Origin of the sequence: Arthrobacter sp. 2762 (assembly GCF_040548745.1) — a bacterium.
GTDB lineage: Bacteria > Actinomycetota > Actinomycetes > Actinomycetales > Micrococcaceae > Arthrobacter.
The window spans coordinates 298,853-312,885 of the sequence record NZ_JBEPSI010000003.1 but is presented as its reverse complement, the minus strand read 5'-3'; the positions used below and the strand labels follow the sequence as shown (position 1 = coordinate 312,885).

General features: G+C 61.6%; 13 protein-coding genes and 1 tRNA gene. 9 read left to right on the top strand and 5 right to left on the bottom strand.

Translation table 11 applies throughout. The features are described from left to right. Positions 1 to 20: 20 nt before the first annotated feature. Positions 21 to 1,433: a glucose-1-phosphate adenylyltransferase gene (gene glgC / locus ABIE18_RS08030; protein ID WP_431115247.1), complete on the bottom strand. Its 1,413-nt coding sequence runs from the start codon at positions 1,431 to 1,433 to the stop codon at positions 21 to 23. A gap of 93 nt (positions 1,434 to 1,526) precedes the next feature. Here glgC and glgA point away from each other — a divergent pair, with 93 nt between their 5' ends. Next, entirely contained in the window at positions 1,527 to 2,723 is a 1,197-nt protein-coding gene (glgA, locus tag ABIE18_RS08025; RefSeq protein ID WP_499722157.1) for a glycogen synthase, read from the top strand. 149 nt (positions 2,724 to 2,872) lie between these two features. Here glgA and ABIE18_RS08020 read toward each other — a convergent pair whose 3' ends face one another. Together ABIE18_RS08020 and ABIE18_RS08015 are read right to left on the bottom strand one after the other, a co-directional pair. Continuing rightward, the gene (locus ABIE18_RS08020) at positions 2,873 to 5,011 is read right to left on the bottom strand and encodes an acyl-CoA dehydrogenase family protein (RefSeq protein ID WP_499722155.1); all 2,139 of its coding nucleotides are present in this window, start codon (positions 5,009 to 5,011) and stop codon (positions 2,873 to 2,875) included. Positions 5,012 to 5,057: 46 nt separating this feature from the next. Beyond that, positions 5,058 to 5,858: a TetR family transcriptional regulator gene (locus ABIE18_RS08015; protein ID WP_499722153.1), complete on the bottom strand. Its 801-nt coding sequence runs from the start codon at positions 5,856 to 5,858 to the stop codon at positions 5,058 to 5,060. Between ABIE18_RS08015 and ABIE18_RS08010 the strand changes: the two genes are divergently transcribed. From ABIE18_RS08010 to ABIE18_RS07990, 5 genes are all read left to right on the top strand, one after another. Next, entirely contained in the window at positions 5,857 to 7,233 is a 1,377-nt protein-coding gene (locus ABIE18_RS08010; protein ID WP_499722152.1) for an acetyl-CoA C-acetyltransferase, read from the top strand. The genes ABIE18_RS08015 and ABIE18_RS08010 overlap by 2 nt on opposite strands. Before the next feature lie 9 nt (positions 7,234 to 7,242). Next, a complete protein-coding gene (locus ABIE18_RS08005; protein WP_499722150.1) occupies positions 7,243 to 8,583 on the top strand; it encodes a 3-oxoacyl-ACP reductase in 1,341 nt (446 codons plus the stop codon). Next, a complete protein-coding gene (locus ABIE18_RS08000; protein ID WP_499722149.1) occupies positions 8,580 to 9,503 on the top strand; it encodes a MaoC/PaaZ C-terminal domain-containing protein in 924 nt (307 codons plus the stop codon). The genes ABIE18_RS08005 and ABIE18_RS08000 overlap by 4 nt, the downstream gene beginning before the upstream one ends. Positions 9,504 to 9,612: 109 nt before the next feature. After that, positions 9,613 to 10,065 (top strand): SRPBCC family protein, encoded by a 453-nt coding sequence (locus ABIE18_RS07995; protein ID WP_499722148.1) that lies wholly within the window; start codon positions 9,613 to 9,615, stop codon positions 10,063 to 10,065. 60 nt (positions 10,066 to 10,125) lie between these two features. Continuing rightward, positions 10,126 to 10,410, top strand: coding sequence for a hypothetical protein (locus ABIE18_RS07990; RefSeq protein WP_499722146.1), 285 nt, complete (start codon positions 10,126 to 10,128; stop codon positions 10,408 to 10,410). A 95-nt stretch (positions 10,411 to 10,505) separates the two neighbouring features. Here the strand turns inward: ABIE18_RS07990 and ABIE18_RS07985 are convergent. Next, positions 10,506 to 10,588, bottom strand: a tRNA-Leu gene (locus ABIE18_RS07985). A gap of 268 nt (positions 10,589 to 10,856) precedes the next feature. Here ABIE18_RS07985 and ABIE18_RS07980 point away from each other — a divergent pair. Both ABIE18_RS07980 and ABIE18_RS07975 read left to right on the top strand, forming a co-directional pair. Then, a complete protein-coding gene (locus tag ABIE18_RS07980) occupies positions 10,857 to 12,161 on the top strand; it encodes a M20/M25/M40 family metallo-hydrolase (protein ID WP_499722145.1) in 1,305 nt (434 codons plus the stop codon). Between the two features lie 29 nt (positions 12,162 to 12,190). After that, the gene (locus tag ABIE18_RS07975) at positions 12,191 to 13,351 is read left to right on the top strand and encodes an acyl-CoA dehydrogenase family protein (protein WP_499722144.1); all 1,161 of its coding nucleotides are present in this window, start codon (positions 12,191 to 12,193) and stop codon (positions 13,349 to 13,351) included. A gap of 13 nt (positions 13,352 to 13,364) precedes the next feature. Here ABIE18_RS07975 and ABIE18_RS07970 read toward each other — a convergent pair whose 3' ends face one another. After that, positions 13,365 to 13,598: a DUF5703 family protein gene (locus ABIE18_RS07970; RefSeq protein WP_216925728.1), complete on the bottom strand. Its 234-nt coding sequence runs from the start codon at positions 13,596 to 13,598 to the stop codon at positions 13,365 to 13,367. Between the two features lie 39 nt (positions 13,599 to 13,637). Here ABIE18_RS07970 and ABIE18_RS07965 point away from each other — a divergent pair, with 39 nt between their 5' ends. Next, complete coding sequence (locus tag ABIE18_RS07965) at positions 13,638 to 13,895, top strand: hypothetical protein (RefSeq protein WP_431115260.1); 258 nt, start codon at positions 13,638 to 13,640, stop codon at positions 13,893 to 13,895. Positions 13,896 to 14,033 lie beyond the last annotated feature (138 nt).

The window sequence follows — 14,033 nt, the reverse complement described above, 5'->3', positions numbered from 1 at the left end:
AGCCGGTGCCGGGCGGGAACCTAGCGGCCGGCGCCCTGTGATGCTGCGTCTACCACCCGTGCCTGGATGCCGGCAGCCACCTTTTCTGCAGAATCCCGGATATCGGGGTCATCCTGCGTGGCAGCCTTAACGGCTTCCGGCAGGCCCCGGCGGTACTCTGCGGACAACGCGAGCTCCTCTTCGCCAGGTTCAGGAACAAGCTGTCCCTTGGCAAGGACTGTGATCCCGGATTCGGTGACCTTGTAGCCACGGGCCTTGTCCAAGGCCGGGTCCAGTCCGATCGCGGCGCCGGCAGGGACCTTGACGTTCTTGTCCAGGATGGCCCGCTTGATCACTGCACCTTCGCCGACGCGGACCTTATCCATCAGTACTGAGTCCTGGACACGGCTGCCCGCCTCCACGAAGACGTCGTTGGAGAGCACGGATCCTTCAACAATGCCGCCTGAGATGACCACTCCGCTGGCCACGATGGAGTCCAGGGCGGTACCCACCGTGCTGTTCCCGCCACGGACAAACTTGGCGGGAGGGGAGATGCTCTGGCGGGTGTAGATGGGCCATTCGGAGTTGTAGAGATTGAAGATGGGAACGGGGGAGATGAGGTCAACGTGGGCGTCGTAGAAGGAGTCGATGGTGCCAACGTCCCGCCAGTAGGTACGGTCGCGTTCCGTCGCACCAGGGATGTCATTAAGCGTGAAGTCATAGACTCCGGCTTCACCCTTGTCCACGAAGTAGGGAATGATGTCCCCGCCCATGTCGTGCTTTGTATCGAGGCGCTCGGCGTCAACATGAAGCGCCTCAACGAGGGCGTCCGCGTTGAAGACATAGTTGCCCATGGAGGCGAGGAACTGGGTGGGATCGGCCGCAAGTCCGGGCGTGCTGGCCGGCTTCTCCACGAATGCCGCGATCTTCTGGGGATCGTTCTGGTCAACCTCAATCACACCGAATTGGTTGGCCATGTTCAGCGGCTGCCGGACGGCTGCTACGGTAGCCTTCGCGCCGCTGGCAATGTGCTGTTCCACCATCTGTGAGAAGTCCATGCGGTAAACGTGGTCTGCGCCGACCACAACCACAATGTCCGGAGCGTCATCGTGAATAAGGTTCAGAGACTGGTAGATGGCGTTGGCGCTGCCAAGGAACCAGCTCTTGCCGACGCGCTGCTGCGCGGGAACGGAAGCTACATAGCGGCCCAACTGTGTGGACATGCGCCACGTCTCGGAGATATGGCGGTCAAGGCTGTGCGATTTATACTGCGTCAGAACCACGATTTTCAAATATCCCGAATTGACCAGATTCGATAGTGCAAAGTCAATAAGCCTGTAGCCCCCCGCAAACGGAACCGCTGGCTTCGCCCTGTCCGCCGTCAAAGGCATGAGGCGATTGCCTTCGCCGCCAGCCAACACGATTGCCAATACTTTCTTCAACGCCATGGTCATAGCTCCCCGTACGTCTTCGTAGCCCCCAAAAGTCCGATTTTCCGGACCCTTTCACACTAGAACACATAAGCCGGAACGACTACGTTGGGTAACGTGCGAATAGACATTGTGACTAAAGAATTCCCTCCGGAAATTTATGGCGGTGCCGGTGTCCACGTTGCCGAGCTCAGCCGTGTGCTGGCGAAGCACGTGGATCTTCATGTCCGGGCGTTTGGCGCCCCACGTGATGCCGACTACCATGGGGCCACCGTGGCCTCCTACGCCACACCCCAGGACCTCGGCGACGCCAATGCTGCCCTGCAGACGTTGGGCGTGGATCTTCGGATCGTTCCGGACATTGCGGGAGCGGATCTCGTCCACTCGCACACCTGGTACGCCAACATGGCAGGACACCTCGCTTCGCTGCTGCATGGCATCCCCCATGTACTGAGCGCCCACAGCCTGGAGCCGTTGCGTCCGTGGAAGGCCGAACAGCTCGGTGGCGGCTACGCATTGTCCTCATGGGTGGAGAAGACAGCCTATGAAGCTGCCGCGGCGATCATCGCCGTGTCCGATGGAATGCGGCAGGACATCCTGCGCAGCTACCCTGACGTTGATCCCGCCAAGGTCCGGGTGGTACATAACGGGATCGATGTTTCCCTGTGGGAACGAGACGAAGAGGACGACGCCATCCGCGCGTTGGGTATAGATCCCGGCAAGCCAAGTGTGGTGTTCGTTGGCCGGAACACCCGCCAAAAGGGCGTCCCCTACCTGTTGCGCGCCGCTTCCAGCCTTCCCGCCGACGTTCAGCTGGTCCTCTGCCTGGGCGCAGCTGACACCCCCGAATTGGCAGCTGAAACAGCACGCCTCATTGAGGAGCTCCAAAGCAAACGCGAGGGCGTCATCCTCATTGAGAGGATGCTCCCGCGCCGGGAACTCATCCAGGTCCTCAGCCATGCCACGGCATTCGCCTGCCCCTCCATCTACGAACCGCTGGGCATCGTGAACCTTGAAGCAATGGCTTGCGGCGCCGCTGTGGTGGCAAGCGCAACCGGCGGCATTCCAGAGGTGGTCCAGCATGGCGAAACCGGCTTGCTGGTCCCCTTGGAGCAGGTCACCGACGGTACGGGAACGCCCCTGGATCCACAGAAATTTGTGGCCGACTTCGCTGCAGCCCTGAACGAGGTAGTGGCAGATCCAGAGCGCGCCCGCAAGATGGGCATGGCGGGCAGGCGCCGCGCCGAGGAACACTTCTCGTGGGAATCGATCACTGAAACCACCCTTGAGGTATACCGCTCCGTTCTCAACTGAGCACTCTTACCTGGGCAGCCTTAATTCAGCCCCGGCCCGTCCGGAAAAGCAGTCAAAACCACGACGGCGCCGCCCCCTTGAGTGGGGACGGCGCCGTCGTGGTTTGGCGAAACTTCCGAAAAAGTTCACTGACCGGATGTCTTGTACTGTTACCGGGACTTGGACGCCTTCAGTGCCAGTAGTGACTTCTCGTCCGCCGGTGCGGAGCCGCTGGCGCGCTGTTTACGGAAGTGGGTGCTGGCCTCATCCTGGCGGCTTGCTTCAGCGCCGGTCGCGATTGCTGCCCGCAGGTGCTCGGGTCCGTAGCCAAAGGCGTCCACGAGGTCCAGCGCGTGCGGACGGATCTTGACCAGCAACCGGTTGATGTACGTCCCTACGGTCCGGCCGCGCTGCATCGACAGCCGGCCGTTCATGAGGTACCACGACAAGTGCTTCTCGATGAGCGAAAGCCCGAACAGATCCCGCAGCCAGGTGAGGACCCGCTTGGTTCCCTCATCGGATACCTCGGCCAGTGCCTCCGTGAAGGCCTCCCACTGGAGGAGCTCGGCATGGGCTTGAGCGGCTTCGATGAGTTCATGCTGGTGCTGGTTGAACAGGGCCGCCGCCTGGTGCTGCGGCAGCTTATTGGCACCCTTCAGCGCAGCACCTGCTTCTGCCACCATGGACTGCACGCGGTCAGTCAGCAGGGTCCGCTGGCCTTCCTCGTCGCGCAAAGCCAGTGCTGCTTTCTGCACCGAACCCGTGTCCGCTACGAACTGGGCAACCTGGCGAAGGCCCGTCCTGTGCAAGGCGACACCCGCGGCCTGGTCCACTACATAGCGTGCAAGCACGCCGAAGTCCGCACTGCGGAATTCCTTGGCGTAGTCAGCCAGGAGACGCTTGGCCACCAGCTGCAGCAGTACGGTGTTGTCGCCTTCAAAAGTGACGTAAACGTCAAGGTCCGCGCGCAACGAGGCGAAGCGGTTCTCGATCAGGAAGCCTGCGCCACCACAGGCTTCCCGGCATTCCTGCAACGTGTCCAGCGCATGCCAGGTGCTGAGGGGCTTCAGCGCGGCCGCCAAGGTTTCCAGATCCTGACGGTCGGCGTCGGTGTCGTGGGCACCGGAGAAGACGTCGTCGAACTTTTGCAGGAGCTGCTCGTGGGCAAAACTGGCGGCGTAGGTCGTGGCAAGCCGGGTGAACAGGCGCCGCTGGTGACGCTGATAGTCCAGCAGGACTTCTTCGTCAGTGGGGGAGGAAGCATTGAACTGACGGCGCTCGGTGGCGTACTGGATGGCTGTTTTGAGCGCCACCTTGCTGGCCGCCACAGCTGCCCCGTCCAAGGAGACCCGGCCCTGGACCAGGGTTCCAAGCATCGTGAAGAAACGGCGGCCCGGACTCTCGATGGTTGATGAATACGTTCCATCGGCAGCTACATCGCCGTATCGGTTCAGGAGGTTGGTGCGGGGGATACGGACATCAGTGAAATGGAGCCTGCCGTTGTCGATGCCGTTGAGGCCGCCCTTGATGCCGTCATCCTCCCCGCCGATGCCTGGCAGGAATTCTTTGGTAGTGGGGTCGCGCAGCTCTACATAGAAGGCGTGGACGCCGTGGTTAACGTTCTTGGTTACCAGCTGTGCAAACACGACGGCGGCCAAGCCATCGTTCGCGGCGTTGCCGATGTAGTCCTTCCAGGCTGCCCGGAAGGGGGTGTTGATGACGAATTCCTGGGTCGCTTCGTCATAGGTGGCCGTAGTGGCGATGCTTGCGACATCGGAGCCGTGGCCCGTCTCGGTCATCGCGAAACACCCCGGAATTGCCAGGCTCATGATGCCGGGGAGCCATTGGTCGTGGTGCTCCCGGGTACCAAGGTGCATGACAGCGGAGCCAAAGAGGCCCCACTGAACGCCGGCCTTGATCTGCAGTGACGGGTCGGCAGTGACGAGCTCTTCGAATCCGGCAATATTGCCGCCGTGATCATCAGAGCCTCCCAGGCGCGTGGGGAACGCCCGGTGGACAGCATTGTTATCCACCAGGAACTTCAACTGTTCAAACACGCGGGAACGGTGTTCCGTGTGGTGCAGGCCTTCGATCTTCTGGACATCGGGATGACCCGCTACCTCGCGGGCTTGGTGCCGGATGTGGGCCCACTTGCCCAAGAGCTGCTCACCCAGCGCCGCGACATCCACCACGGGGTCCGCACCGTGCTTGCCGGATGCAGTGTTGCCGGAGCCACTGGTGCGCGTGGCCGCGTCCTCGCGGCCGGACGGTTGATGGGCTGATGGCGCCCGGTCCACTACTTCAGTCATGTTGATTCCTTCTGTGGTTCTTACAACTGATGGGTCGTTGCTCATGTCAGGTTGTTGCTTTGAGCTCAGGAGCGATGCCCAGGCAGAGCCAGTCCGTAATGTGCCCGGCCATGGTTGCCTGGTTCGGCTTGCTGTCGGAGGCAGGGCTTCCCAGCCACATTTCGCCGGCGTTCCGAACGAGCCCGATGGCTGCAGTGGGCCAGTACTCGATCAACGCCTCTTTCTCTGCACCGAGATACTGCCGCATGGGCGTGGCGATCATGTCGGTGATTTGTTCGAAGAAGTTTCCCAGAGCGCCCGACGCCGCAATGGCATCCTGCGAGGAAGCTTCCCCGGGCGTCAACCGGGTGATGAACGCATAAACGTTGGGGCTGGACTCCGCCATTTGCAGGTAGGCCGAGACCATGGCGTAGAGCCCTTCACGTGGCGTCTGCGCCGATTGTGCCGCTTCTTTCATGCGGCGTTGCATTTGCCCCAGCACCACTTCTCCCATGGCCTGTTGAAGGCCTGCCTTATCGCCGAAATAGCGGTAGTACACCGACTTTGAGGTGCCTGCGGCACCGGCGATGTCTTCCATTGACGCCTCACTGCCCAAGGCGTGCACAGCCCTGCGTGCTGCCTTGATGAGCTCGCGCCGACGCTCCTCGCGATGGCTCTGCCATCTGGCGGCACGCCCATCTACCGCAGGGTCCGGGAGGGCGTTGCCGGACTCTACGGCGGTATCAACAGCACCAGCCCCGGAAGAGGCAGGTTCGTGCGGAAAATCTGTACGACGACGGTTCACGATACCCAGCGTATCAGGTACGCTGGGTATCGGTAACTGGTATTCATCGAAGGAGTCAAGCATGGCTGCAGCAGACGCACCCGCGGGCACGAACACAGGTACAAACGGCTTCGCAAGCGGAGAGCGGAACAACGGCATTCAAGGGACGCGTTCTGCCGTCATCGTCGGAGGCAACCGGATCCCCTTTGCCCGGACGGGCGGCGCCTATGTGAAGTCCTCCAACCAGGACATGCTTACTGCTGCACTGGATGGACTGATCGCCCGCTTCGGGTTGCAGGATGAGCGGATCGGTGAAGTAGCGGCTGGAGCCGTGCTGAAGCATTCACGGGACTTCAACCTCACCCGGGAGGCTGTACTGGGTTCGGCGTTATCTCCAGAGACACCCGCATACGATCTTCAGCAGGCATGTGCAACGGGACTGGAAACCGTGCTTGGGCTGGCCAACAAGATCAAGCTCGGCCAGATCGAATCGGCGATCGCCGGTGGCGTTGACTCCGCGTCCGATGCCCCGATCGCTGTCAGCGAGGGGCTGCGGGAGATCCTGCTGGACCTCAACCGCGCCAAGACCTCCGTCCAGAAGCTGAAGATCCTGGCCCGCATCCGGCCAAAGGATCTGGCCCCGGATGCTCCCAACACCGGCGAACCACGTACCGGTCTGTCCATGGGCGAACACCAGGCCCTCACCACGGCACAGTGGAAGATCAGCCGGGAGGCACAGGACGAGCTCGCCTTCAACAGCCACCGCAACCTCGCCGCCGCGTACGAACGCGGCTTCTTCGAGGACCTCATTACTCCGTACCGGGGCCTCAACCGGGACTCTAATCTTCGCGCGGACACCACGTTGGAGAAGCTCTCCACGCTGAAGCCTGTCTTTGGCAAGAACCTGGGATCCGAGGCCACAATGACCGCCGGCAATTCGACGCCGCTGACCGATGGCGCCGCAACGGTCCTCCTTGCCACCGAAGAGTGGGCGGACAGCCGCGGCCTGCCCAAGCTCGCCACCGTCCTGGACGGTGAGGCGGCCGCCGTCGACTTCGTCCACGGCAAGGACGGACTTCTGATGGCGCCGGTCTTTGCCGTACCGCGCCTGCTCGCCCGCCATGGGCTGACTCTGGAGGACTTCGACTTCTTCGAAATCCATGAGGCCTTCGCCGGAACCGTCCTCAGCACCCTGGCTGCCTGGGAAGATGAGGACTTCGGCCGAACGCGGTTGGGGCTGGACGGTGCGCTGGGAAAGGTGGACCGCACCAAGCTCAACGTCAACGGTTCTTCACTCGCTGCCGGTCACCCATTTGCAGCAACCGGTGGCAGGATCGTGGCCTCGCTGGCAAAGATGCTCCATGACAAGGGAGCTGTGGATGGAAGGCCGGCACGTGGCCTGATTTCCGTGTGCGCCGCCGGCGGGCAGGGCGTTGTTGCCATTCTGGAAGCAGCCTAGGGGAGCGTGATGACAGACAAGTACGCCAAAATGGTCAGCAAGGGCCTAGGCAAGGACGTCGCCAAAAGGCTCGGCCTGCCGCAGCCGGTTGAGCTACGTCGACACCAACCAGGCGCACCGCTTGTGGCTGGGCCGGTGCTGGTCAACGGCGACAGCCGGGGCGCAGATGACCTCGCCACCACGCTTGTTGGTTGGGGCCTGGACATCCGCCGTCATGCATTGCCCAAGGAAAAGCTCGGGGCCATCATTGTTGTCCTCGACGCCGTGCAGCACCCGGAGGACCTGGGCAAACCAGTGCTGACAATTGGTGCTTCCTTGCGGGACCTCGCACCCAACGGACGTGTCATTACCCTCTCAAGAACGGCCCAGTCGGCACCGGCGCCCGCTTCCGCTGCCGCCCGGCAGGGCGTCGATGGCCTGCTGCGTTCACTGGCCAAGGAATTGCGTGCCGGAGCCACCGCGAACGGCATTCTTCTCGACGAGGATTTAGCCACCACCAGCCCGTCCGCACTGGGAGCCCTCCGGTTCTTCCTTTCCGGCCGCTCCTCCTATGTGGATGGCCAGTTCCTGACTGTCAGTTCGTCGCTCGGCAGCCTGCCCTTTGACGCCGACAAACCCCTTGCCGGAAAAGTTGCCGTGGTCACTGGTGCAGCGCGGGGCATTGGTGCCGCGATCGCCCGGACGCTCCACCGTGATGGGGCAAAGGTTGTGCTGGTGGATGTCCCTGCCGCGGGGGATCATTTGGCGGCAGTGGCCAACGAGGTCCGCGGGACCGCCCTCCAGCTCGACATCACCCGGGACGACGCCGGTCACCGGATCATCGACCACGCAGTGGAACGCCATGGCAGGCTCGACGTCGTAGTCCACAACGCTGGCATCACCCGCGACCGGCTCCTGGCCAACATGGATGAGGGCCGCTGGCAGTCTGTCATCGCCGTCAACATCGCCGCGCAACTGAGGATCAATCAGACCCTCCTGGCATCGGAGCACTTCAAGGAGAAGCCGCGCATCGTTTCGGTGGCATCCACCAGCGGCATTGCCGGCAACAGGGGCCAAACCAACTATGCCGCGTCCAAGGGTGGCGTGATCGGAATGGTGCGCTCAACAGCGCCGCTCATGGAGTCCTTCGGAGGGACGATCAACTCTGTAGCACCGGGGTTTATTGAAACAGAGATGACCGCCCGGATGCCGTTCGTCATTCGGGAAGCTGCGCGAAGGGCCAATTCCCTCAGGCAGGGTGGCCAGCCACAGGACGTGGCGGAAGCCATCGCATTCCTGGCGAGCGACGCCGCGGGAGGAATCTCGGGCGAAGTCCTTCGCGTGTGCGGACAGCAATTGGTGGGAGCATGAGCAAACCGCAGCCGGTCATCCTTGGGGAGCTGCCGTCGCTGTCCAAGCTCTACATGAATGCCGCGGCAACTGCCGCCCGCCGGCGCGTGCTGGGGTCATCGGCGGGCCAGGCAACATTGCCCGCGGTTAGCCACGAGGTCAAGGGAGTCCAGGCGGACGTCGCCAACCTGACCGCTTACCAGCACCTTCTGGGAGAGACCGCCAGTGACATCCTGCCGGCAGGATTCGTTCACGCACTGGCCTTTCCGGTGTCCATGAGCGTGATGAACAGGGATGATTTTCCATTGCCACTGCTCGGGATGATCCACCTCAGGAACCATGTAGAGCAGCGGATTCCCATCCAGTTCACAGAAGCCCTGGACATCCGGTCCTGGTCGGAGAACCTTTCGGGTCATCGGGCGGGTACGCAAGTGGATGTCATCGCTGAAGTGCGCTCCAGCACCTTAGGCGTGCTTCTGTGGCGGGGAATTTCCACATACCTTGCGAAAGGGGTCTTCCTGCCTGGTATCGACAAGCCGGGAAACCCAAGCGGCTCCGGAGATAATGGCAACTTTTCCCCGCCGGACCCCACGGCCCTGTGGCAACTGGACCTGGACATCGGACGCAGTTATGCCGCCGTCTCCGGCGATTTCAATCCCATCCATCTGAGCGTCCTATCGGCCAAAGCATTGGGTTTGAGGGGATCCATTGCCCACGGCATGTACCTTGCCTCCCGAGCGTTGGCAGACGTCGGAGCGGTCAAGTCTGATGCCTTCACCTGGGACGTGACGTTTGAGGCGCCGGTGTTCCTGCCGGCCCGGGTGGCGCTGGACATCTCCACCATCCAGGCGGAAACCGGGGCTTGGCAGCGTTCGGACTACGTGGCGTGGAACCCACGCAGCGGTCGGCGTCACTTCAGGGGCAGCGTGGCTCCATTGTAGGAGCCTGCTGGAACCTGGTGACTTCGGAAGTATCCTCTGGATACACTCACCTAGCGCTGGGAATCCTGCCTGGACGCCGCGCATTCCAGTTCAGCCGGGAGTGATGATCATGAGGGAACGCCACCTGACCGTACGGCGACAAGCGGCTGCATCCAGTACATCCATCTGGGCTGTGTTAGCGGATTTCGGGAACCTCGCCGACGTCTGGAACGGCCTAAGGGCATCAGAAGCCGTCGGCATCAAGACCCAAGGGCTGGGCGCCCGCCGTCAGGTACACCTGTCGCCCGTCGGCTCGATGATCGAAACTGTCACCGAATGGGAGGAAGGCCGCGCCCTCGCAACGAAGAACGAGCCGTCGGCCTTGGTGCCCTTCAAACAAGCGAAGTCCAGGCTCGTCCTGCAGCAAGATGGCGAGGGGACAGCGATGGCCTTTGACTACCGTTATGTGCCCAGGGGTGGGCCCGTTGGCCGCCTGACCGGCCCCCTGATTGACAGAATGCTGACGGCGACCTTCGAAAGTATGCTGGCGGCGGTCGAGAAGGCTGCCCGCCAGGGCAACTGAGAGGTGATGCCCTTGCGCGGACCCTCAGCCATATTCGAATATATGTTCTATTCTTAGTCCATGAGACCCAAGCAAGACTCCAAAGCTTTCGCCCGCATGATGTTGCAGACCGAGGCGGAGGCAAAGCACCCCAAACCTGACGATGGCAAAATCATGGAGCTGGAGCCGGGTGCCCAACCGCTTGTCCGTGTTGGTGAGGTGTATGGAAGGGCGATCAAGTACACACGGACCTACGGCCTTGTGGAGTGGATGGATGATCGGCGGGACTATCATGTGGAATGGTTTCCAGCCGGACAGATCAAACGGGTGGCCCAGGACTCATGGAGGGGCTGGCCGTTGGCTTAGTAAACCCATGGTTGGAAATGGGCCCTCGTGGTTGGATATGGGCCTCGGCGTGGTTGAGGGCACAAAAAAACCCCGGTTTCCCGGGGCCTTCTTTGTGCGCGGAGGGGGACTTGAACCCCCACCCCCTTTCGAGGACTAGCACCTCAAGCTAGCGCGTCTGCCATTCCGCCACCCGCGCAGGTGGTGTTCAGAGAAGCCATTCTGCACCTTCCGGTGCTTCACTTTCCTCCGAAGCAGCGAGAAAAACTCTAACACGGTTTGAAGCAACTAAAAAATCGATGCTGGTCAGGACGGGCTGCGGGCTTTCAACGCGTGGCGGCGCCCGGAATTGCTCAACCGACGGCGCTTCCGGTGAGTAGGCTGGTGGAACACGGGACGGTAGAGCTGCGGGGTCCGCAGTGCGCGTCGCCGGCACCTGCAGCCCAGCCAACGCAAGGAGAATTTCCATGTCTGTCATCCGCCCCGAAGACGAAGTTGTCCGGATCTGCCAGGAGCTCATCCGGATTGACTCCTCCAACTTCGGCGACGACACCGGACCGGGCGAACGCGCTGCTGCGGAGTACACGGCCGGCCTGATCACTGAGGTGGGTCTTGAGGCCGAGATTTTCGAGTCTGCACCGGGACGCGCCAACGTCGTCACGCGTATGGCGGGGGAGGACCCCTCAGCTGACGCGCTGGTGGTCCACGGACACCTGGATGTTGTACCGGCCTTGAAAGATCAGTGGAGCGTTGACCCCTTCAGTGGTGAGCTGAAGGATGGACTGATCTGGGGTCGCGGTGCCGTGGACATGAAGGACATGGATGCCATGATCCTGTCAGTGATGCGGGACTTCGCCAGGACGGGTCGCAGGCCCAAGCGGGATATCATTTTCGCCTTCTTCGCAGACGAGGAAGCCGGCGGCACTTATGGCGCCCGGTATGCCGTGGAGCACCGGCGCGAATTGTTCGATGGGGCCACCGAGGCTATCTCCGAAGTGGGCGGCTTCTCCGCGACCATCGGTGGCCAGCGAACCTACCTGCTGCAAACTGCCGAAAAGGGCTTGTCCTGGTTGCGGCTGGTGGCCCATGGACGGGCTGGCCACGGCTCACAAATCAATACGGACAACGCGATCACCCGGCTTGCGGCGGCCGTCACCCGAATCGGCGAATACAAGTGGCCTGTGGAACTGACTCCCACCACCAGGCAGTTCCTGGACGGCGTGACCGAACTCACTGGCGTGGAGTTTGATGCCGACAACCCGGACATCCTGCTCAAGGAGCTTGGCACCGTGGCCCGCTTTGTGGGGGCAACGCTGCAAAATACTTCCAACCCCACGCTGCTCCGCTCGGGCTACAAGCACAATGTCATCCCGGAATCGGCCGAGGCATTCGTGGATTGCCGCACGCTGCCCGGCCAGCAGGAACTGGTGTTCGAGACCATCAAGGAGCTCGCTGGGGACGGCATTGAGATCAGCTACGTCAACAAGGACGTCTCGCTGGAGGTGCCGTTTGCCGGCAACCTCGTGGACTCCATGATCGACGCCTTGCACTCAGAGGACCCGGGCGCCAGGGTGCTTCCCTACACCCTCTCCGGAGGCACGGACAACAAGTCCTTGAGCAAGATCGGCATCACCGGCTATGGCTTCGCTCCACTGATGCTGCCGGACGAGCTGGACTTCACAGGCATGTTCCACGGAGTGGACGAGCGAGTACCGGCAGAGTCCCTGCAGTTCGGCGCGCGCGTCCTGAACAGGCTGCTGAGCAACTACTAAAACGCAATCTTCAAGAAAGACGGTTCGCGATGACTCCAGAGGAAATCCTTCCGGATGTGCTGTTGGAACGGCTGCGCGGACGGGCGGCCGGTTATGACCACAACAATCTCTTCTTCCATGAAGACCTTGAAGAGCTGGCAGCCGCCGGTTACCTGAAATTGTTCGTGCCAGTTGCCGACGGCGGTATGGGACTCGGTCTGGAAGCGGTAGCTGCGTTGCAGCAGCGCCTCGCCACGGCAGCGCCTGCCACAGCGTTGGCAGTCAACATGCACTTGGTCTGGACCGGCGTCGCGCATGTCATGGCCGCCAGGGGAGAGGACTCGCTGGACTTCGTGTTGAAGGAAGCCGGCAAGGGGGAAGTTTTCGCTTTCGGAATTTCGGAAGCGGGCAACGATTCAATGCTGTTCGATTCCACTACCCTTGCGGAGCCGCTGGCCGACGGTGGTTATCGATTCACCGGACGGAAGATCTTCACGAGCCTCTCCCATGGTTGGACACGTCTGGGAACGTTCGGCAAGGACGCCAACGCCAGAAACGGAGAGGGCGAGTTGGTTTTTGGATTCATCCATCGTGATGAACCGGGGCACGAAACCCTTAACGATTGGGACACTCTGGGCATGCGGGCCAGTGCTTCGAACACCACACTGCTGCAGGGAGCGGCGGTTCCTGCGGAGCGGATCTTCCGTAAACTGCCTGTCGGGCCCAACCAGGACTTACTGATTTTCGCGATCTTTGCCTGCTTTGAGACCTTGTTGGCGGCCGTCTACACGGGATTGGCGGAGCGCGCATTCATGCTGGGCATTGAAAGTGTCAAGCGACGGGTCTCGGCGAAGCACGGCGGACGCAGTTTCGCCCAGGACCCGGACATCCGCTGGAAAGTTGCCGACGCAGCCCTTGCCATGGACGGTATCTATCCCCAGTTGTCGGCAGTAGCGCGCGACATCGACAACCTGGTGGACCATGGAACCCAGTGGTTCCCCAAGCTTGTTGGACTCAAGTCGCGGGCCACGGAAAATGCCCGCTACGTGGTGGATCTGGCGATCAGGGTCACGGGAGGATCCAGTTACTTCCGCGGTTCGGAACTGGAACGCCTCTACCGGGACGTACTCGCTGGAATTTTCCATCCGTCCAATGACGAATCGGCGCACAATACGGTGGCGAACGCCTGGTTGGGCCCCCTGGATAGCTGAGGAAACCAGCTGACTAAACCGTGCGCTGCACGGAATAGACTTTTCGGCGCAACCAGAAGCGTCTGCCGCCGCCGAGGTATAGCCGGCTGCGTTCCAACTCCCACTTCCCGTACTCCGAGTGCTCTGCGAGCCGACGCCGGGCTTCGGGCAGTGAATCGTCAGGTCCCACCGTCAGTACGAGGTACTCGTACTGACGTGCATAGTCGCGTTGGCGCTCTTCGGAGCTGCCTCGAAATTGTTCCTTCATCCCTCTCCATTTTCGTCCTTTTCGGGCTAACGTGAAGTCATGAGCATCGATCCGCGTGTCGCGCTTCAGTCACTGACTGCTGCCCTGGAAGAGCATTTGGCCGCCGCTTCCGCCCGTCGGGGCGAGGGTGACCCCAACGTCGAGGCGGCGTTCTTCGCCGTCGCAGATGCCTTCGAGGTTTATGAAGACGCCTTGTACGAGGCATATTCCGAGGTTACTCCGCTGCAGGTATTTGATGACGAGGAAGAGGACGATGACGAGATCCTTGACGAAGACCTCGAAAGCCTGGAGGACTAGGAACCTTCAATAAGCGGCAACCAACCGGCCACCGACGGTGGCCGGTTTTTTGTGTCGTCTCGCGACCTCTTTGTCCTGTTTCCAGCCCGAAATGTAGCGGTTTTCGGTGGTTCCGTGAGGCTTAAAGCACGTAGTCCT

Coding starts and splice junctions, on each gene's coding strand:
- glgC (WP_431115247.1), bottom strand. CDS start 1,433: ATGACCATGGCGTTGAAGAAAGTATTGGCAATCGTGTTGGCTGGCGGC.
- ABIE18_RS08020 (WP_499722155.1), bottom strand. CDS start 5,011: ATGACTGAAGTAGTGGACCGGGCGCCATCAGCCCATCAACCGTCCGGC.
- ABIE18_RS08010 (WP_499722152.1), top strand. CDS start 5,857: ATGGCTGCAGCAGACGCACCCGCGGGCACGAACACAGGTACAAACGGC.
- ABIE18_RS08015 (WP_499722153.1), bottom strand. CDS start 5,858: ATGCTTGACTCCTTCGATGAATACCAGTTACCGATACCCAGCGTACCT.
- ABIE18_RS08005 (WP_499722150.1), top strand. CDS start 7,243: ATGACAGACAAGTACGCCAAAATGGTCAGCAAGGGCCTAGGCAAGGAC.
- ABIE18_RS08000 (WP_499722149.1), top strand. CDS start 8,580: ATGAGCAAACCGCAGCCGGTCATCCTTGGGGAGCTGCCGTCGCTGTCC.
- ABIE18_RS07995 (WP_499722148.1), top strand. CDS start 9,613: ATGAGGGAACGCCACCTGACCGTACGGCGACAAGCGGCTGCATCCAGT.
- ABIE18_RS07990 (WP_499722146.1), top strand. CDS start 10,126: ATGAGACCCAAGCAAGACTCCAAAGCTTTCGCCCGCATGATGTTGCAG.
- ABIE18_RS07980 (WP_499722145.1), top strand. CDS start 10,857: ATGTCTGTCATCCGCCCCGAAGACGAAGTTGTCCGGATCTGCCAGGAG.
- ABIE18_RS07975 (WP_499722144.1), top strand. CDS start 12,191: ATGACTCCAGAGGAAATCCTTCCGGATGTGCTGTTGGAACGGCTGCGC.
- ABIE18_RS07970 (WP_216925728.1), bottom strand. CDS start 13,598: ATGAAGGAACAATTTCGAGGCAGCTCCGAAGAGCGCCAACGCGACTAT.
- ABIE18_RS07965 (WP_431115260.1), top strand. CDS start 13,638: ATGAGCATCGATCCGCGTGTCGCGCTTCAGTCACTGACTGCTGCCCTG.